Raw genomic sequence first — 18,174 nt, forward strand, 5'->3', positions numbered from 1 at the left:
GTGCCACCGGCGTGAGCCCTGCCGCACCCCCTACTTCATTGGCAGCCGCTGGAAGACCACTCCGTCCAAGCGCAGGCGCTTGCTGGCATCGACGAACCGTTTCGTGCAGACGATCACCTGGGGGAAATCCTCCAGCCGGAACAGATCCGTGTCATTCGGCAGGGTCTTGGCGTCCAGCAGGAGGTCATCGGGCAGCGGAACGGAACCCCGGCCACAGCGCGAACAGGGCGGTTGGTACTCGGGAGGCAGACAATCCCGGTGCAGGCGGCCCTTGGGGAGGATTTCCAGCTCGAACAACTCGGGTGAGTTGCGCTGGCGGAAGCGCAGCTCGGCACGGCAGCCCTTGAGCCCTCGGAGTTCCTCGGCCTGGAGTTTCTCCAGCGCCTCGCGCTGCACCATCAGTATCCAGGAGTAGTTCATGACGAACTGCCCGAAGCGGCCCTGCGCCTTACCGATGGATGGGCCAAAGTCCGTCCCGGGTTGCAAAAGCGCACCAGGAGGCAGCAGGGGACGCACCAGCTCACACAACCGTTCATACTCCTCGATGGGCTCGGGCCGGGGCTCCTCGAAATCAGCCAGGGCGGCCACCGGAGTAAGGTCCACGCAAGGATACGAGAACCCTCCCCCCCAGGTGGCGTCACAGGCTGGGCAGTGGACCCCCGGTAGCCCCCACTTGTTCGTGGCATCAACAAAGCCCGTGTAACCCGCGGACCTGTCTTCCTCGATGACGAAGTACTGCATGCGTGTGCTCGCCATATCAACCGCAATAGTAGGGCACGAATGGCCCATTCACGCCAAACCGCATCATGAGTTCACCCGCGAAACGCCACATGTCCTCAGCTTTGGCGATCGTACGGTTCTCGCGCATGAACTGCCGCCACGCTTCATTCCATTGCCCGCCCTGGGTCCCACCACTGTGCAGCCATCTATGAAAGCTTTTGGGCAGGCGGATGGTGAAGGCATGGATGTCGATGCCCTCGCGCTTGAACCACCTGGCCAGTATTGGCTGCTGAGGAAAGATGTGGTGCTTCTCGAAGGGCTCCCGTGCGATGAAGCACTGGCTCAAGTAGAGCCTGCGCTTGCTCAACTCCCGGGTCTTCCAGTTGTGCCACGGGATTTCGAAGACAGGAGCAGCGGAGTGGGGCTCGGCCAGCGGGTGTCCCCACCAGCGGCTCGCGCTGGGACCCGGCCCCAGGGGCATGGGAAGCCCCGTCCCGGTCTGCGGCCCCACCACCTGCGCCAGGAGCACGGGGGAGTCCTCCCCCTCCGCTACGTCCTGGCAGCGCCAGATGGCACAGCGTGCCTCACCGCACAGCGGCACCACGCACGTCGGGTCCGCGCGGGCCTCATCCCATGAAGAGGAGACGACCTCGGGCGCCTCGACGTCCTCGCGCACGGCGGGCGCCGAACTGACACAGGCGCTCAGCAGCAGCCCAAGGAGCGCGAGGCCCGTCCTGAAAACCAAGGAGTTCATGCGGCCCAGGTTACGGGCCGCGGCCCCTGCTCAGCGGATCTTCTTCGACGGCAGCGGCTTCACCGCCGGGCCGTTGAGCACCTCGCCCGTCGGGCTGAAGCGGGACCCATGGCAGGGGCAATCCCACGAGCGCTCGCCCTTGTTCCAGTGCACGTAGCACCCCACGTGCGTGCACACCGGGCTCACCGCGTGCACCGCCCCGCTCTCCTCGCGGAACACGGCCACCTTCTTCCCGTCCACCTCCATGATGCGGCCCTCTCCCGGCGGCACCTCGGACAGGTCGTGCGCTTCCGGCTTCGCCAACCGGTCCGCCACGAAGCGGAAGGCCACCTCCGCGTTCTCCTGGATGAAGTCCTTCGCCCCCGCCTTCGGCTTCACCCGCGTGGCGTCGTACAGCGCCGCGTACGGGTTCTGCCTCCCCAGAATCAGGTCCGTCAAAATCATCCCCGACAGCGTCCCGAACGTCATGCCCGTGCCCGAGAAGCCCGTGGCCACCCAGACGTGCCTCGAGTTGCTGTTGCGCCCGATGTACGCCAGCCCGTCCGCCGGCTCGATGACCTGGCCCGACCAGCGGTACTCGAGCCGTGTCACCGGGAAGTGCCGCCGCGTGTAGTCCTCCAGCGCCTCGTAGTGGCGGTCCGTGTCCTCCTCCGAGCCCACCTTGTGGTCCTCGCCTCCGACGATGACGTAGTCCACGCCCTCCACCCGGTGGGTCCGGATGTAGTGATACGGATCCCGGCTGTCGTAATAGAGCCCCGTCTCCAGCGGACCCTCGAGCCGCCCCGCCACCGCGTACGTCCGGTACGCGTACAGCTTCGTGTGCAGGAAGACGCGGTTGAGCGGCGTCGTCGTCGCCTCCACCACGTCCCGGCAGGTGAGGACGCCTCGCGGGGTGTGCACCCGGCACGGCACGCCCTCGTACAGCTCCGTCACCCGCGTCTCCTCGAAGACGTAGCTGCCGTCCCCCTGGATCCCCTCGGCGAGCGCCAGCAGGTACTCGCGCGGGTGGAACTGCGCCTGGTCCTCCACGCGCAGCGCCAGCTTCACCGGGAACGGCAGCGGCACCTCCTCCGTCAGCGCGCACATCAACCCCGCCTGCCGCGCCGCCGCCGCCTCGCGCTCCAGCTCGCGCGCCTCCCGCTCCGTCTCCGCGTAGCGGTAGCCGGGCAGCCGCTGGAAGCCACAGGAGATGCGCAGCCGCTCCACCAGCCCGGCGATCTGCTCGATGGCCGCCCGGGTGGACGCCGCCGCCATCCGCGCGCCCTTCTCCCCGAAGTCCGAGGCCAGCGTGGCGTAGGGCGTGTCCAGCAGCTCGGTGAGGTGGGCCGTCGTCTGCCCCGTCTGCCCCGTCAGCAGCCGGTGCATCTCCACCACCGCCACCTTCTTGCCCTCCTGCTTGAGCAGGTACGCCGTGGTGAGCCCGGCGATGCCTCCGCCAATCACCACCACGTCCACCTCGAGGTCTCCCTGCAGCGACGGGTAGCGCCGCGCCGGGGCCGACACCGTCCACAATGACTTGTGCGTGCGCTCTTCCACCATGCTTCCAAGGCTAGGGATGAGCCCGGGGGCCGGTAGGGCGAGCAGCCGGGCGTCCCCGCCTGCCTGCCTGTCCTCCACTGGAGCCTCGGGATGTGCAAGAACCAACACCCGGGTCCGGAGGGTGTTGGCCATTGGGGGCAGCAGACTCACACCTGTGGGGATCCTCTGCTCTACTGACTAGAAACTTCTTCGACCCGTTTCCCGAGGACACCGGAGCGCCGCGTCTTGCCCTCTACCGCCGCCCTGCCGTCGCCGTCCGCGCCCGGCCCCGAGGCGCGACTCGCCTTCGCCGAGCTGCTGCTCAGCTGCGAGGATGCCAGGATCTGCGCCGAGGCCGCGGTCGCGTGGCTCGTCCACCACGCGCGGCTGAACCAGGTGCTGTGCCTCGCGCCCGACGAGTCGGACTCGCACTGTCTGGTGCCCATCGCCTGGCACGGCCTGCCCGCGCCCGAGGGCTTCTCGCTCGCCCTGCATGACGCGAAGCACCCGCTGGTGGAAGCGCTCCAGTGGAGCGAGCCCCGCTGGTTCCATCCCGGCCAGCTGCCGCCGGAGCTGCCGCTGTCGAGCCAGGGCCTCTTCACCCTGTCGCTCGGCCGTTCCATCGCGGGCACGCCCGCGCCCGGGCTGCTGCTGGTGGCCGCGCCCGAGCCCGTGCTCTCCCCCCACGCGCCGTGGCTCGCCGGCCACCTGGGCGTCCACCTCACGCGCCTGTACAAGGGCCGCCAGCTCGCGCGGCTCGAGGAGGCCTCCTCCGAGCTCGCCGCCCGGGTGAACGCCGCCACCGAGGAGCTGGCCACGCAGAACGAGCTGCTGCGCCGCCAGGCCATCCAGCTCGAGCAGGCGAGTGCCGCCAAGTCGCAGTTCCTCGCCAACATGTCCCATGAGCTGCGCACGCCGCTCAACGCCATCCTCGGCTACACCAACATGCTGCTGCAGGGCGTCAACGGCGAGCTCGCCCCGCCCCAGCGCCGCAGCCTCACCCGCATCGACTCCAACGGCCGCCACCTGTTGGAGATCATCAACGAGATCCTCGACATCACCCGCATCGAGGCCGGCCGGATGCCGCTGCACCTGTCCGAGTTCCGCCTGCCCGAGCTCATCCAGGAGGTCATGGCCGAGTTGGATCCGATCATCGTGCGCTCCAAGCTGGCGGTGAGCGCGGCGTTGGATCCCCACCTGCCCCCGGTGTACAGCGATCGTCAGAAGGTGAAGCAGATCGTCGTCAACCTCCTGTCCAACGCCCTGAAGTTCACCCACGAGGGCTCGGTGAAGGTGCTGGCCTCGTACGAGGTGGCCACCGCCACGCTGCACATCGCCGTGGAGGACACGGGCATCGGGATCGATCCCATCCACCAGGAGAAGATCTGGGAGGACTTCCAGCAGGTGGACAGCTCGCCCACGCGGGCCTATGGCGGCACGGGCCTGGGACTCTCCATCTGCCGCCGGCTGGCGGCCATGCTCGACGGACGCATCTCGCTCAAGAGCGCCGTGGCCCAGGGCTCGACGTTCACGCTGCACCTTCCCCGACGCACGAGGCGGACATGAACAGCCCTCGCAACGACACCGCGCCCCTCGTCCTGATCGTCGATGACTACCAGGATGCCCGTGAGATGTACGCGGAGTACCTCGAGTACTCCGGCTACCGCGTGGCCGAGGCGCGCAATGGGCTGGAGGCCGTGGAGAAGGCCTTCGCGATGCACCCGGACGTCATCCTCATGGACCTGTCCCTGCCGGTGCTGGATGGGTGGGAGGCCACGCGCCGCCTCAAGGCCGACGCCCGCACGCGCTCCATCCCCGTGGTGGCCCTCACCGGCCATGCGTTGGACGGGCACTCGCGCGAGGCCCAGGACGCGGGCTGCGATGCCTACGTCACCAAGCCCTGCCTGCCGGACGCGCTGGTGCGCGAGGTGCAGCGCGTGCTGGCCGCCGTGGCTCCCGCCGCGTAGCCGGCCTCGCTCAGAAGTCGACGTCCACGTACTTCTCGAAGACGACCTGGACGCGAGCCCCGTTGCGCGGAGAGAGCTTCACCGCCTCGAAATCGTTGAACCTGCCCATCTGGCACACCTGCTCGCCCGGGCCGACCGGGTCGAGGGTCGAGAGGTGTCCCAGCCACCCCGTGGCCGAGGGCGCGCACGGCAACCGGGACACCACCGCCGCCAGTTCGGAAGCCGGGAGGGTGAAGCTCACGAGCTTGTGCGTCATCAGGATGTCCGCCGCCTGGTCCTCCACCTGGATGTCCGAGGCGCCCAGAGGCAGCGTGAAGTGGAGCAGGGCCTCGGCCTCGGCCCGGGGAGTCCGGATCCATCCACAGCCTGTCAGCCCCAGGAGAAGGAACATGCCCGCGAGAGCTCTCATGCGGGCCAGTCTACGCGCCCGGGGCGGTAGAGGGGTCAGCGCCCCGCGGCCACCTTCTCCGCGTCCAGGACGAGGGAGTCCGCCCACGGGGGCAGCTTCGCCCAGCCGGCGGTGTACTCGGTGCGGGCGTAGAATTCACCGCCCGCACCGCGTCCCACGGTGAGCTGGCCGATGCGCTGCTCTCCTCGCAGGTACTCCACGCGGAAGGCCTCCCGAGGCTCGCCCCCGGGAGGCACCTCTCCGCGCCCGAGGAAGTCCGCCTGCGCTGGCGCGAGCAGCCACACGCGCTCGTGCCACTTGCGGGCCGTCTCGTCCGGCGTGTCCGGCGCTCCCCGGGGCAGGAGCTCCGCTGGCCGCTGTGCCCGGGCGCGAACGAGGAAGGTGCGCGAGGTGCTCCCAGCGGTGACGGTGAGGGTGTCGTAGTCGCTGGCCCCGAAGGTGTGCAGCGTCCGATCCACCAGCCGGTGGGCGGCGTTCTCCAGGTCGGGCAGCAACGAGGGCGGGAGGAGGAAGACGTGCCCATCCGTCTCGCGCCGCAAGTACGGGCTTCCCCAGCCGATCGACGGGGCCGCCAGGGTGAAGCGGTGCTCCCCGCTGGTCAGCTTCACCGCCAGCTTCCGAGGGCTGTCCTTCAACCCCACCTCGGCCAGCTTCTCCGCGTCCAGCACGCCCAGGCTCCGTGTGGCCCGCAGTGGCGCGAAGCGTGCGAAGAGCTGCTCCGCCGTCTCGTTGGCACGCAGCTCCCGCTTCGTCCCCAGCCGCAGCCACAGCGAGCCATCCTCCGGGCCTTCACGGAACAGCTCCACCTGGACGGATGCGTCCTCGTAGCGCACGCGCTCCAGCGCCCGCTTCGGCGCGTCCAGCACCACTACTTCACCGGGAGCGCCCACCGGCTCGCGCTGCCAGACGAAGAAGGCCGTGGCCAGTCCCGCCGCCGCCAGCACGCCCTGGAGCACCACGCCCCGCGCCTTCATCGCGCCCCCCTCCGTCTCCGGCGCCGCGTCACGAGGAAGCCCGCCCCGAGCACCAGCGCGGGCGCGAGGAAGACGGCCGAGTAGAACCACACGACGTCCTGCTTGCGCGTGTGCTGCAGGGGCACGTCCTCCTCGTTGGACAGCACGCCCGCCAGCTCCTCCTCGCCGAGCAGCCAGAGCACCGTGTCCATCAACAGGTAGGGGTTGCCGTAGGAGCGGGGGCCCGTATCGGTCATCACGTCCGAGTCCCCCATGACCACCACGCGCGCGGGCGAGGTGCCCGAGACGCCCGCCTTCCGCACCGCCACCACCAGGGGCCAGGCGCCTCGTGGCTCTCCCTCGTTCGGGGTGAAGTCGTGATTCGTGTCCTGGAACGTCTCCGCGGGCGCCCGCACCGAGACATCGAGCGTCACCCCCTTGGGCAGGGGCGGCACCGGCTCCAGCGCCGCCGCGCCAGCGAAGACGATGGCCGCGTCACTGCCCAACGAGGCCAGGGTGGCGACGGAGGCGTGCGAGGAGAAGCTCGCCGTCACCAGGTTGCCCCGGTCGCTGAGCTGGTGGCTCATGCGCAGGTGGCGCGACTCGTTGGCGAGCGGCACACGCAGCAGCTTCAAGCCCAGCGGCTCCAGCAACGGCTCGAGGCCGGGCCCGTCCGGCTCCAGCGCGAGCCACAACCTGCCTCCACGATCCACGTACCGGCGCAGCGCGGCGAACGCCTCCGGGGAGAAGTCGCGCTCGGGCCCCACCACCGCCACCACCGATGCGTCGCGAGGCACCTCCGTCCCCAGCCCCTCGGCCATGCCCAGCGTGCGCACCTCCACGTTCAGCACGCGCAGCCACTCCTCCAGCTGCGACAGGCCGGGCCGTGCCTTCTCCAGCGCCGTGGCCGCCTGTGGTTGCAGGCCCCGCTCGCCCTGCCCCGCCGTGAGGTACAGCACCCGCCGGGGACGCGACACCACGCGCAGCCGCCGGTACACGTCCTCGTCCAGGCGCTGCAGCTGCGTCCGGGCCCGCTCCAGCTCCAGCGGCACCTTCAGCCGCTCGTGACGAGCGCCCCGGCTGAACACCACCGTGCCGTTCTCCCCCACGCCCAGCTCCTTCGCCCGGGCCCGCGCCACCGCCTGGTCCAGCACCTCCACCTCGAGGTACCCGGACTCCCGCGCCAGCTCCCGGAAGTACTGCTCCAGGGCCTGCCGCACGTCGTTGGCCGGTGGGAAGAAGAGCGTCACCCGCACCGGCTCGGGGAGTTGGCGCGTCAGCAGGCGCGTGGCGGCGCCCGGCCGGGCGGTGCGGAAGTACGCCAGGTCCCACGAGACATCCGCCCGAGTGGCCACGTAGGTGGCCGAGAAGGCGAAGACGAGCGCGAAGGCCAGCCCCAGCCCCGAGTAGAGCGCGGCACGCACCCGTCCCAGTTGCAGCACCGGTGCTCGCGCCATGGCCGCCGCCGCCAGTTCCACCAGCACGAGCGGCAGCAGCGTGGTGGTCAGCAGCGCCGGGAAGAGCGCCCCCAGCACCACCGCCACGGCCCCCTTCTCCGCCGGCCGGAGGAAGTAGAGCGTCAGGCCGAGCCCACCCAGCAAGAAGAGGCCGAGCAACCAGCGCTCCAGCACCCGCCACTCGCCCGAGGCCCTCGCCACTCTCACCCCACGCCACACCCCCGCGAGCCCCACCAGCGCCGAGCCGAGCCCGCTCGACACGAGCCGCTCCGGGCCCGCGCCCACCACGCGCTCGCCGAGGAACACGGCCAGCAGGCCCACGCCGTACAGGACGGACACCCAGGGGTTGGGCCGGAGAGTCATCGCCACCTCCGCGCCTCGAGGACGCGCGTGGCGGCGAAGAGGGCCACGTAGGTGACGGCCAGGTAGTAGACGATGTCGCGCACGTGCACCACACCGGCCTGGAAGGGCTGGAAGTGCTGATTCCACAGCGCCAGCGCGCTGAAGACGTCCGAGAGCGGCTGCTCGGTGATGCGCGCCAGCAGCCAGCACGTCAGCAGCGCCACCAGCATGCACCCGGAGAGCACGGCGGCCAGCACCTGGTTGCGCGCCAGCGCCGAGCCGAACGTGCCGATGGCCAGGGACGCACTGCCCAGCAGCAACAGCCCGAGGTAGCCGGCGGCGATGTGGCCCAGGGACAGCTTGCCGTGCACCATCACCAGCAGCGGCATGAACACCGTGGCCAGCGTCATCAGCGCCAGGAAGGCCAGGGCCGAGAGGAACTTGCCCAGGACGATCTCCTGGTCCTTCACCGGCGAGGAGTACAGCAGCAGCAGGGTGCCCGCCTGCCGCTCCTCGGCCAGCAGCCGCATGGAGATGAAGACCGAGGCCACCATCGTGGTGCCGCTGGAGAACAGGAAGAAGAGCGAGAGCACCTCCGAGGAGCGCTTGCTCACCCCGCCCAGCGCGAAGGCATTGAAGAGCAGGCCATCCACCGCCAGCACCATGGCGATGATGATGTAGCCCTGGAAGGTGCGCAGCCAGGCCGCGAGCTCCCGGCGCGCGATCAGCAGTGTCCTCATCATGGCGCGGCCTCGTCCCCACCGCGGGTGAGCCGCAGGAAGAGCGACTCGAGCTTCTCCGTTCCCCGATCCAGCCGGAGCAACTCCAGGCCCGCGCCCACCACCGCCCGCGCCACGCCCGGCCGCAGGTCCGCCGAGGCTTCCACCCGGAGCGTCACCACCCCCTCCGCCTCGCCCGTCACGCGCACCGGCCCCACGCCCGCGAGCGCCGCCAGCACCCGCTCCCGCTCGCCCCGCACCTCCACCTCGATGAAGCCTCCACTGCCCAGCCGCTGGCCCAGTTCCTCCTCGGTGCCCTGGGCCACGAGCTCTCCGTCCTTGATGACCAGGAGCCGATCACACGTCTGGCTGATCTCCGGCAGCAGGTGGCTGGAGACGAGCACCGTGTGCTCCGCCCCGCGCAGCCCCTGGATGAGCGAGCGCATCTCCACCAGCTGCCGGGGATCCAATCCGCTGCCCGGCTCGTCGAGCAGCAGCAGCGCCGGCCGGTGGACGAGCGCCTGCGCCACACCCACGCGCTGCCGGTAGCCATGGCTCAACGAGGAGATGGGCGCGTCGTCCACGTCGCGCAGGCCCGTCTTCTCCTCGGCCTCGGTGACGCGGGCGGACACCTCGCGCGAGGGCACGCCGCGCAGCCTCGCCACGAAGGCGAGGAACTCCCCCACGCCCATCTCGTCGTAGAGCGGGGGCGTGTCCGGGAGGAAGCCGATGCGCTGGCGCACCTCGTGCGGGTGGTCCACCACGTCGTACCCCTCGATGACGGCCCGCCCCGAGGTGGGCAGCAGCACGCACCCGAGAATCTTCAGGGTGGTCGTCTTCCCCGCGCCGTTGAGGCCCAGGAAACCGATGACCTCGCCCCGCTGGATGTGGAAGGAGAGGCCGCGGATGGCCGCGTGGCCGCCGTAGTACCGGGTCAGCCCCTCGACGTGGATCATCGCGGCGTTCTCCGTCAGCCGTGGCGGAAGCGCGGTCCCTCGCGCGTCCTGCCGAGCGTGAAGCGCAGGGTCTGCTCCAGCGAGGGGTGGAGGAAGGTGAAGCCCTGGCGCTCGGCCACCTCCGGGCGGACGTGGGAGCTGAGCAGGAGCGTCTCCTCGCCCATCTCTCCGAAGGCGGCCCGCACCGCGGCGGCGGGCAGCGGCATCACCGCCGGCCGGGAGAGCACGTGCCCGAGTGTCCGGGCGAACTCCTCCTGGCGCACGGCCTGGGGCGCCACCGCGTTGACGGGCCCGCGCAGGCCCGGGGTGAACAGGGCGAAGTGGATGAGGCCCAGCACGTCCTCCAGCGACACCCAGCTCATCCACTGCTGCCCATCGCCGATGCGGCCACCGGCTCCGGCCTGGAAGGCGGGCAGCATCTTCGCCAGCGCGCCCCCCTGGGAGCTCAGCACCACGCCCAGGCGCACGTGCACCACGCGGATGCCGGCCTGCTCCGCCGGAGCCGTGGCCGCCTCCCACTCGCGCGTCACGTCCGCGAGGAACCCCTCCCCGGGCGGGCTGGACTCGGTGAGCACCTCCTCGCCCCGGCCGCCGTAGAAGCCCATGGCGGATGCGCTCACCAGCACCTTCGGCGGGCGCGCCAGCCGCGCGAGCGACTCGCACAGCACCCGGGTGCCCTCCACGCGGCTGCGGCGGATGAGGGCCTTGCGCTCCTCCGTCCAGCGCCCCTCGGCGATGGGCGCTCCGGCCAGGTGCACCACCGCGTCCACCCCCTCCAGCGCCACCATGTCCATCTCGCCCTGGCCCGGCGCCCAGGCGATGTCCCCCGCCTCGGGCCGGCCCCGCACCAGCCGCCGCACCCGGTGGCCTCCCGTCGTGAGGAAGGGCACCAGCGCGCTGCCCACCAGTCCCGAGCCGCCGCTCACCGCCACCGTCAGCGGCGGCTGTCCGGAGAAGGCCGCATGGCGCCGCAGGTCCTCCCGCGTCACCGCGTGGCGGTAGGCGAACATCCGCTCCAGCCGCCCCCGCGTGTAGCCGCCCCCCACCATGCGCCCGAGCGCGCCCACCGGCAGCGCGTACTCCACGTCGTCCTCCAGCACGCCGCTGCCCGCGGGCTCGTCCCACATGCGGTGGGTGTGCACCCATTTCGCGAAGGGCCCCGACACCTGCTCGTCCTGGAAGAGCGAGCCGGGGATGTAGCGGGTGTGCCTCGCCACCCACGGCAGGGACACCGGCCCCATCTTCATGCGCAGCACCACCCGCGTGCCCTCGCGGATGCCGTCTCCCTGGCGCTCCACCACCTCGACCGGCTCCCAGGGGGGCGTCAGGCGCTGGAATGCCCCCTCGCGGGCATGCCAGGCGAATACCTCCGCGGCACCAACGGGCATCTGACTGCGCGCCTCGAACACCTGTGACTTGCCCATGGTCCCCTCCGGGCGCCAGATTGCGCCCGACAGGCATGATTACCTCGGACCTCCTCAATCGGGCAGTGGAAACCCTCCGGCGCGGCGGCGTCATCGCCCTCCCCACGGAGACGGTGTATGGACTGGCGGCCAATTGCGAGGACGAGCTGGCCGTGCGCCGCGTCTTCGCCATCAAGGGGCGTCCCGCCACCCATCCCCTCATCGTCCACGTGGCCCGCGCCTCGGAGCTGCCCTCGTGGGCCCGCCACGTCCCCGAGGAGGCCTGGCGTCTCGCGGAGTCCTTCTGGCCGGGGCCGCTGACGCTCGTGCTGCCGCGCACCGCGCGAGCCACGGACGCGGTGACGGGAGGGCAGGACACGGTGGCCCTGCGCGTGCCCAACCACCCCGTGGCCCTGGCCGTGCTGGACGCCCTGGGCGGAGGGGTGGCCGCGCCGAGCGCCAACCGCTTCGGCCGGGTGAGCCCCACCTCGGCGGAGCACGTGCGGGCGGACCTGGGGGACGAGGTGGACCTCATCCTCGACGGGGGGCCGTGCACGGTGGGGGTGGAGTCCACCATCGTTGATTTGAGCGGCAAGGAGCCGGCGGTGCTGCGCCCCGGAGGCCTGGCGGTGGAGGAGCTCGAGCGCGTCCTGGGGCGCAAGGTGCCGGTGAGGACGTCGGCCACGGTGCGCGTCTCGGGAAGCCTCGCCTCGCACTACGCGCCCCGGGCGGGGGTGGTGCTCTCCGAGCCCGCGGACGTGGGCGCCCGGGTGACGTCCTTGCGCGCCCGGGGACACAACGTGGGGGTGCTGGGGCCTCCGGGCCTCACGCTGCCGCCGGGCGTGCCCCGCTACGACGTGCCGGAGGACCCGGCCGGAGCGGCGCGCGCCCTCTACACGCGGCTGCGCGAGGCGGACGAGCAGGGCCATGACGTGCTGGTGGCGTGCCTCCCGCGCGCCGAGGGCCTGGGCATCGCCGTGAGGGACCGCCTGTCCCGAGCCGCCGCGCCCCGGCCCGCGGGGGGCTGACGGGCAGCGATTGAGCCCAGTGTCAGCGAGCAGGGGCTCCGGACACTTCCTCTTGAAGCTGGGCGAGGCGGGCGGAGCGCGCCTCCTCACCGTGCGCGGCGTGACCTTCCCCTGAGTGCCTATGCCCGCCCGTCTCGGCCCTCGAGCGGTGACAACAGGCCGTCTCAGGTGGCCGGCCGTCTGGAAACGACCGGCTCCAGCAGGCCCTTCGCGCGCAGCACCTCCTGGACGCGCTGGCCCAGGGCGAGGTGCTCGGGATTGGAGGCGGTGAGGCGCTCGGGAGTGAGCAGGACGAGCGTGCCCTGGTCCTCCACGGGTTGCACCCGCACCGGCTCCGGCAGGGGCGGTAGCTCCCCCCGGCGGCGGGACACGTAGGTCAACCAGCCCACGAAGGTTTCTTCATTGCCTTTCGGCGACAGGCTGTCCCGGAAAGCACCGGAGGTGATGACTCCCCAGTCCGGGTCCCACGCCAGCACCATGGCGCGCAGCACCCCGGCGAGCACGTCCGCCTGGAGGACGCGCTCCTTCTCCGGCTCTTCCTTCGGCAGGTAGAGGAGGCAGTTGTTTGGAACGAATTCGGCCGCGGAGCCACAGCACATGGTGACTTGGCCGCCGTGTCCCTGCTCGTGCCCCGTCCAGAACCCGAGCATGAAGCCATCCCGTCCCTCCTGGTACGTCCTCCTCTTGAGGAAGCGCAGGAAGGTGTCCGCGGTGGGCTCGAACTGGAGTTGGAGCGCCTTCTTGCGCGAGTCGGCCTTCTCGAACCAACGGGTGTAGATGGGGTCGCATTGGGACAGCAGGCGGAAGAACGCCTCCGCACGCCGGGCACACTCCTCGGCGGAATCCTTGCGGCCCCCCCAATAGATGCCCGCGTAGTAGGTCTCTCTCATGCGTGCTTCGCCTCAGGGCGGTGGAGTGAATACCACCACCCCTCCGTCATCATGACACGGGCGCGCGGCCCCGGACGGCGGAGGGCCCTCGCCCCCTCCGTGGCTCACACCCGCATGCGCGAGCCCGGCGCGGGCGCCTCCCCGCGCAACAGGCCCTGGAGCCGCCGCACGCGCTGCTCGGCCCCGTGTGCTCCGCGCGCCGCCAGGTTCAGCCGGTACGGCTCCAGGTCCTCCGCGCGCCACCGCTCACGCCGCAGCAGGTCATCCACCAGCGCCGCCTCTCCCTCGAAGCGCTCGCGCAAGGGCGCCACCCGTGCCTTCGCGAACGCCCCGAAGAAGGCCAGCGGACGCATCAGCAGCACCTTGTACGCCCACTCGAACCACTGCTGCGCCTCCGGCGGCGACGAGCGATCCCGGCTGGCCGCGTCCACCCGCGCCAGCACCGACTGCCTCACCTCCTCGTCGAGCCTGCCCAGCAGGGCCTCCACATCCACCGGGGGCGCCGTCCCCTCCGGCCCCACCCGCAGCGGCTCGCGCAACACCACCGTCACCCACACCCACTCCTCGCCATGCAGCACCTCCGGCGTCCGGCCGTCGAGGATGGACAGCAGCAGCGACGCCTCGTACTTCTCCATCAGCTCCATGAACTCCGGATCGGCGTCCGCCACCTCCTGCAAGGTGGCCATCAGCTCCTCGGAGGGCTCCAGGGCATGCCGCAGGAACGCCGGGCTCATCCAGGGCCCCTTCCGTTCGCCGGGCCGCACCCCGTGGGCCTGGGCCACGGCCGCGTTCACGCGCGTGCGGCGCTGCGCCCACTCGGTGACCTGGTCCATCATCAACCACGCGATCGAGTGGTGCCGCTTATAGGTATACGGCGGATGGCGGGGAACCCCGTGCATCTCCAACACCGCCATGGCCAGGGCGCGCCGCTCCTCCAGCGTCCGCCCCGGCGCCATCAACGCCCGGCGAAACCCCTGGTCGAAGCGCTCCACGCGCTCGGGCTCCAGCAGCTCCGGAGCACAGCGGGCGAACAGCAGCGCCCTGCGCTCCTCCATGTCCTCCACCTCCTCCGTCACCCGGTGGATGTGCCGCTCGATGACCGGGACGAGCTCGTCCCAGGACCAGCGCAGGGACGCCAGCGGCCCGTCCGGTTGGAACATCTCCCGCAGCAGCCCCATCCCGTCGGACATCCGCTCCAGGCGATCGGGGGAACACAGCACGTCCTCGGCCAGCACGGCAGCCTCGGCGGTGACCTCATCCACCCCGGCGGGCCGTCCCCGGCGCGGGGGTGAAGGGGGGAGCAGGGCGGCGGCGCGCCGGAACTCCCCCAGACAACATCGCTTGTACTTCTGTCCACTACCGCAAGGGCAGGGCTCGTTTCGGGAGGGCATGACCTGGGAAGTAGCATACCGGACTCCCGGAGTCTCCCCCTCCGCCCCTACTTCTCCCACCCCCTCCCACGGCCATGCAGGCGGTACCCCCGGCTGCTCGCCCCCTCCCCCTCAAGCCCTCGCTTCAACCTCCCGCCCCACTGCCGTACACTCCTGAACACTGAAGACCGGAGTCCCCGCTTCCATGACCAGGAGTCGTTTCTTGAACCGGCGCACCCTCGGCCTGCTCGCCGCCCTCAGCCTGACCTCCGCCTGCAAGGAGGAGCCCGTCGGCGCGATGACCCCCATCCCCCGTCCGGCGGACATGCCCGCCACCCCGGCGAAGAAGGCCGAGGCCCCCAAGCCCGTCGCCGCCGAGCCACCGCCCGACCCGTCCAAGGTGGTGCTGCGCTGGAAGCTCGACGCGCCCACCGCCTTCCGCCTCACCACCACCTCGTCCTCCGCCGCCCCGGATCCGGCCCCCAAGAGCAAGAAGGGCAAGAAGGACAAGGAGCCCCAGGCCGACGAGGCCAGCCCGAGCGCGGCGGACGCCATCTTCGTGCTGCAGAAGACCGAGGCGGGGGACTACGCCTTCCGCATCGTCCCGCAGGGAGCGGGCGAGGCGGACCAGGGCACCATGAGCGAGCGCGGCTTCGTGATGGACGGACTGGCCGGGCCGCTGCGCAACCTGGCGGCGCTGGTGCTGGAGCTGCCGAGGGACCCGGTGGGCCCGGAGGCCACCTGGGCGCTGGGAACGGACCTGGTGGACATGGGCGCCGTGCAGGGCTTCGTGGAGAAGAAGGCCGAGCGGCGCAACCAGGTGAAGCTCACCGCGCTCACTCCCGGCGAGAACGGGGAGCAGGTGGCGACGCTCGAGTACGACCTGTCCGAGAGCCTCTCCGGGGAGGTGCGCGCCACCCGGGCCAGCCTCAAGGCGGCGGCGGCGAAGGCCGCGGCGGCGAAGCCCGAGGGCCCCGAGGACGGGGACGAGGACGAGTCCGCCCAGGGCGAGCCGTCCGTCCTCGCCGAGATGCGGGTGAAGGGCCGGGGCGAGTTCCTCGTGAAGGCGGGCCGCTGGCGCTCCTGGGAGGCCACGCTCACCACGCGCACCGAGGGCACCACCCTGCCCGGTTCACCCGAGGGCGAGCGCACGCTGCGCCTCACCCCACTCGACCCGGTGCCTCCCGAGCTGCTGCAGCCGCAGGCGAAGAAGTAGCCGCCGCCTCCGACTCGCGCACCAGCCGCACCACGGTGTCCACCCAGGCGGGGTGCGCGTTGAGCGAGGGGACGAGCTGGAAGTCCTCTCCCCCGCTCGCGAGGAACTGCTCGCGCCCGCGCATGGCCACCTCCTCCAGCGTCTCCAGGCAGTCGGCGACGAAGGCCGGGCACATCACCGCCAGACGCTTCACCCCGCGCGCGGCCAGCTCCGGCAGCACCACGTCCGTGTACGGCTGCACCCACGGCGTGCGCCCCAGGCGGGACTGGAAGGACACGCTCCAGCCCTCGGGGCCCAGCCCCAACCGGCTGGCCAGGCCTCGCGCCGTGGCGAAACACTGGGCCCGGTAGCAGTGGCGGTTGGCGTCGGTGAGCACGTCACAGCACCCCTGAAAGGCCAGGCAGTGCTTCCCCGAGGGATCGCTCTTGCGGATGTGGCGCTCGGGCACGCCGTGGAAGCTGAAGAGGACGTGATCCGCCCGCAGGCCGGAGATGACGGGGCGCGCCACCTCGGTGTAGGCGTCCAGGAAGGCCGGGTGCGAGTGGAAGGCCGGCACCGCGCGCACGTTGGGCACGTCCCAGGGCTCGGAGAGCACCTCGTAGGTGCGCGCCAGGGACGAGCCCGAGGAGGACGCGGCCTCCTGCGGATAGAGGGGCAGCACGGTGAACTCCGTGACGCCCCTGGCCCGCAGCCGCGCCACCGCGTCCGGCAGGGACGGGTTGCCGTAGCGCATGGCCAGCTCCACCTCGTACTCGCCGGAGAGCCGCTCCGTCACCGCCGCCGTCAGGGCCTTGGAGTGCACCATCAGCGGCGAGCCCTGCTCCGTCCAGATGGTGCGGTAGGCGTGCGCGCTCTTGGGCGAGCGGAACGGGAGGATGATGAGGTTGAGCAGGAACCAGCGGCCCACGGGGTGGATGTCCACCACGCGCGGATCACTGAGGAACTCGCGCAGGTAGCGGCGGACGGGGCCGGTGTGGGGGGCATCCGGAGTGCCCAGGTTGACCAGGAGGAGTCCCTTGCGTGCCATGACAGTCAGTGCAGGGAGTGGGGCTGTGTGAGGGCGAACTCGCCTATCCGTGCCTCGAACTGGCGGCCGTCGGGGCGCTCCATCGTGTAGGAGCCCCGCATGGAGCCGAACGGGGTGCGGAGCTGGGCCCAGCTCGTGTACTCGAAGCGCTCGCCGGGGGCCAGACGCGGCTGCTTGCCGACGACGCCGTCTCCCCTCACCTCCTCCACCTTTCCCGTGGCGTCGGTGATGATCCAATGGCGGCTGCGCAGCTGGGCGGGCTCGCCGCCCGTGTTGACGATCTCCACCGTGTACATGAAGGCGTACTGGTGGGAATCAGGGGCGCTGCGCTCCGGCCAGAACGTGGGCTTCACGGTGACGCGGATGCCTTCGGTGATGACGGAGGACATGCCCCACAATTGGCCGCCTCCCCGCCCGGAAGCAAGCCAAACGAACCGGCCCATCAAACACTCAGGGCTTCGCCCCTTCCCGGTCCCGCTCCGGCTGGGCCGCGCCGGTGGGCACTCCGGGCTCCTCGGCGGCCTTGGGCCAGATGAGCGAGGCGATGATGGAGGCCAGCAGCACCCCGCCGATGACACCCAGCGACACGCCGATGGAGACGTGGATGTCGAAGAAGGTGATGAGCATCTTCGTGCCCACGAAGCCGAGGATGACGGCCAGGCCCATCTTCAGCAGGTGGAACTTGTCCATGAGGCTCGACACCACGAAGAAGAGCGAGCGCAGGCCGAGGATGGCGCACACGTTGGACGTGTAGACGATGAAGGCGTCCTGGCTGATGCCGAGCACGGCGGGGATGGAGTCCAGGGCGAAGAGCAGATCCGTGGCCTCCACCACCAGCAGCACCAGGAAGAGCGGCGTCACCTTGGTGCGGCCGTCCTCCACCGTGAAGAAGCTGCTGCCCTCGCCCTGGCGGGCCACCGGGAGCATGCGCCGGGCCAGCCGGACGATGAGCGTCTGCTCGGGGTCGGCGGCGTCATCGTCCTTGGAGAAGGCCATCTTCAACGCGGTGAAGACGAGGAAGGCGCCGAAGATGTAGAGCAGCCAGTGGAAGCGCTGCACGAGCGCGGTGCCGGTGATGATGAGCACCGCGCGCATGATGAAGGCGCCGACGATGCCCCAGAAGAGCACCCGGTGTTGCACCTCCGGGACGACCCGGAAGTAGGAGAACACCATCAGGAAGACGAAGAGGTTGTCGACGGAGAGCGAATACTCGACGACGTAGGCCGTCACCCACTGCAGGGCCTGCTCGCGGTTCCAGTAGCCGAAGAAGAACAGGCCACCGCAGAAGAGCAGGCTGATGGTGATCCACACGCCCGTCCAGGCCCCGGCCTCCTTGGGCGACACCGCATGCTCCTTGCGGTGGAAGACCCCCAGGTCGAGCGCCAGCATGGCGACGACGAAGAGGTTGAAGCCCAACCAGAGCGCGCTTTGAGTATTCACGGACC

At 70.8% G+C, this 18,174-nt stretch carries 18 protein-coding genes and 1 pseudogene; 4 read left to right on the top strand and 15 right to left on the bottom strand.

What is annotated here, in order from left to right:
• Positions 1–30: 30 nt before the first annotated feature.
• From VFZ09_RS49370 to VFZ09_RS49380, 3 genes are read right to left on the bottom strand one after another with little or no spacing between them, the layout of a single operon-like run.
• Entirely contained in the window at positions 31–789 is a 759-nt protein-coding gene (locus VFZ09_RS49370) for a double-CXXCG motif protein (RefSeq protein ID WP_329734835.1), read from the bottom strand.
• Positions 758–1,474, bottom strand: coding sequence for a TIGR02269 family lipoprotein (locus VFZ09_RS49375; protein WP_329734836.1), 717 nt, complete (start codon positions 1,472–1,474; stop codon positions 758–760). Before VFZ09_RS49375 ends, VFZ09_RS49370 begins: the two co-directional genes overlap by 32 nt.
• A gap of 30 nt (positions 1,475–1,504) precedes the next feature.
• Positions 1,505–3,013, bottom strand: coding sequence for an FAD-dependent oxidoreductase (locus VFZ09_RS49380; protein WP_329734837.1), 1,509 nt, complete (start codon positions 3,011–3,013; stop codon positions 1,505–1,507).
• A gap of 225 nt (positions 3,014–3,238) precedes the next feature.
• Between VFZ09_RS49380 and VFZ09_RS49385 the strand changes: the two genes are divergently transcribed.
• Complete coding sequence (locus VFZ09_RS49385) at positions 3,239–4,558, top strand: HAMP domain-containing sensor histidine kinase (RefSeq protein WP_329734838.1); 1,320 nt, start codon at positions 3,239–3,241, stop codon at positions 4,556–4,558.
• Complete coding sequence (locus tag VFZ09_RS49390) at positions 4,555–4,959, top strand: response regulator (RefSeq protein WP_329734839.1); 405 nt, start codon at positions 4,555–4,557, stop codon at positions 4,957–4,959. Before VFZ09_RS49385 ends, VFZ09_RS49390 begins: the two co-directional genes overlap by 4 nt.
• Before the next feature lie 10 nt (positions 4,960–4,969).
• Here the strand turns inward: VFZ09_RS49390 and VFZ09_RS49395 are convergent, their stop codons facing one another.
• The 6 genes from VFZ09_RS49395 to VFZ09_RS49420 are packed head-to-tail and all read right to left on the bottom strand — an operon-like array spanning position 4,970 to position 11,219.
• Positions 4,970–5,350: a hypothetical protein gene (locus tag VFZ09_RS49395; RefSeq protein WP_329734840.1), complete on the bottom strand. Its 381-nt coding sequence runs from the start codon at positions 5,348–5,350 to the stop codon at positions 4,970–4,972.
• A 53-nt stretch (positions 5,351–5,403) separates the two neighbouring features.
• Positions 5,404–6,342 (bottom strand): hypothetical protein, encoded by a 939-nt coding sequence (locus tag VFZ09_RS49400; protein ID WP_329734841.1) that lies wholly within the window; start codon positions 6,340–6,342, stop codon positions 5,404–5,406.
• Positions 6,339–8,141 carry a Gldg family protein gene (locus tag VFZ09_RS49405; RefSeq protein WP_329734842.1) on the bottom strand — a complete coding sequence of 601 codons (1,803 nt, stop codon included), beginning with the start codon at positions 8,139–8,141 and terminating at the stop codon, positions 6,339–6,341. The genes VFZ09_RS49400 and VFZ09_RS49405 overlap by 4 nt, the downstream gene beginning before the upstream one ends.
• A complete protein-coding gene (locus VFZ09_RS49410; RefSeq protein ID WP_329734843.1) occupies positions 8,138–8,863 on the bottom strand; it encodes an ABC transporter permease in 726 nt (241 codons plus the stop codon). The genes VFZ09_RS49405 and VFZ09_RS49410 overlap by 4 nt, the downstream gene beginning before the upstream one ends.
• Positions 8,860–9,795 carry an ABC transporter ATP-binding protein gene (locus VFZ09_RS49415; protein ID WP_329734844.1) on the bottom strand — a complete coding sequence of 312 codons (936 nt, stop codon included), beginning with the start codon at positions 9,793–9,795 and terminating at the stop codon, positions 8,860–8,862. The genes VFZ09_RS49410 and VFZ09_RS49415 overlap by 4 nt, the downstream gene beginning before the upstream one ends.
• A gap of 14 nt (positions 9,796–9,809) precedes the next feature.
• Positions 9,810–11,219, bottom strand: a complete 1,410-nt coding sequence (locus VFZ09_RS49420) for a TIGR01777 family oxidoreductase (protein ID WP_329734845.1) — start codon at positions 11,217–11,219, stop codon at positions 9,810–9,812.
• Positions 11,220–11,254: 35 nt separating this feature from the next.
• On the opposite strand from VFZ09_RS49420, the gene VFZ09_RS49425 reads away from it, so the two are divergent.
• Complete coding sequence (locus VFZ09_RS49425) at positions 11,255–12,226, top strand: L-threonylcarbamoyladenylate synthase (RefSeq protein ID WP_329734846.1); 972 nt, start codon at positions 11,255–11,257, stop codon at positions 12,224–12,226.
• Between the two features lie 164 nt (positions 12,227–12,390).
• Here VFZ09_RS49425 and VFZ09_RS49430 read toward each other — a convergent pair whose 3' ends face one another.
• The 3 genes and pseudogenes from VFZ09_RS49430 to VFZ09_RS49440 form a co-directional block, all read right to left on the bottom strand.
• On the bottom strand, positions 12,391–13,116 hold the full coding sequence (locus tag VFZ09_RS49430; RefSeq protein WP_329734847.1) for an immunity 52 family protein: 726 nt from the start codon (positions 13,114–13,116) through the stop codon (positions 12,391–12,393).
• A gap of 104 nt (positions 13,117–13,220) precedes the next feature.
• A complete protein-coding gene (locus VFZ09_RS49435) occupies positions 13,221–14,378 on the bottom strand; it encodes a hypothetical protein (RefSeq protein WP_329734883.1) in 1,158 nt (385 codons plus the stop codon).
• Positions 14,379–14,444: 66 nt separating this feature from the next.
• Positions 14,445–14,507, bottom strand: a pseudogene (locus VFZ09_RS49440) (SEC-C metal-binding domain-containing protein); the annotation flags it as partial.
• A gap of 202 nt (positions 14,508–14,709) precedes the next feature.
• Between VFZ09_RS49440 and VFZ09_RS49445 the strand changes: the two are divergent.
• Positions 14,710–15,702, top strand: coding sequence for a hypothetical protein (locus tag VFZ09_RS49445; RefSeq protein ID WP_329734848.1), 993 nt, complete (start codon positions 14,710–14,712; stop codon positions 15,700–15,702).
• Here the strand turns inward: VFZ09_RS49445 and hemH are convergent.
• The 3 genes from hemH to VFZ09_RS49460 form a co-directional block, all read right to left on the bottom strand.
• Complete coding sequence (hemH, locus tag VFZ09_RS49450; protein ID WP_329734849.1) at positions 15,647–16,729, bottom strand: ferrochelatase; 1,083 nt, start codon at positions 16,727–16,729, stop codon at positions 15,647–15,649. The genes VFZ09_RS49445 and hemH overlap by 56 nt on opposite strands.
• Positions 16,730–16,734: 5 nt before the next feature.
• Positions 16,735–17,118, bottom strand: a complete 384-nt coding sequence (apaG, locus tag VFZ09_RS49455; protein WP_329734850.1) for a Co2+/Mg2+ efflux protein ApaG — start codon at positions 17,116–17,118, stop codon at positions 16,735–16,737.
• Positions 17,119–17,179: 61 nt separating this feature from the next.
• Entirely contained in the window at positions 17,180–18,169 is a 990-nt protein-coding gene (locus VFZ09_RS49460; RefSeq protein ID WP_329734851.1) for a TerC family protein, read from the bottom strand.
• Positions 18,170–18,174: the final 5 nt, after the last annotated feature.

It is taken from the genome of Archangium sp., from assembly GCF_036277355.1.
GTDB lineage: Bacteria > Myxococcota > Myxococcia > Myxococcales > Myxococcaceae > Archangium.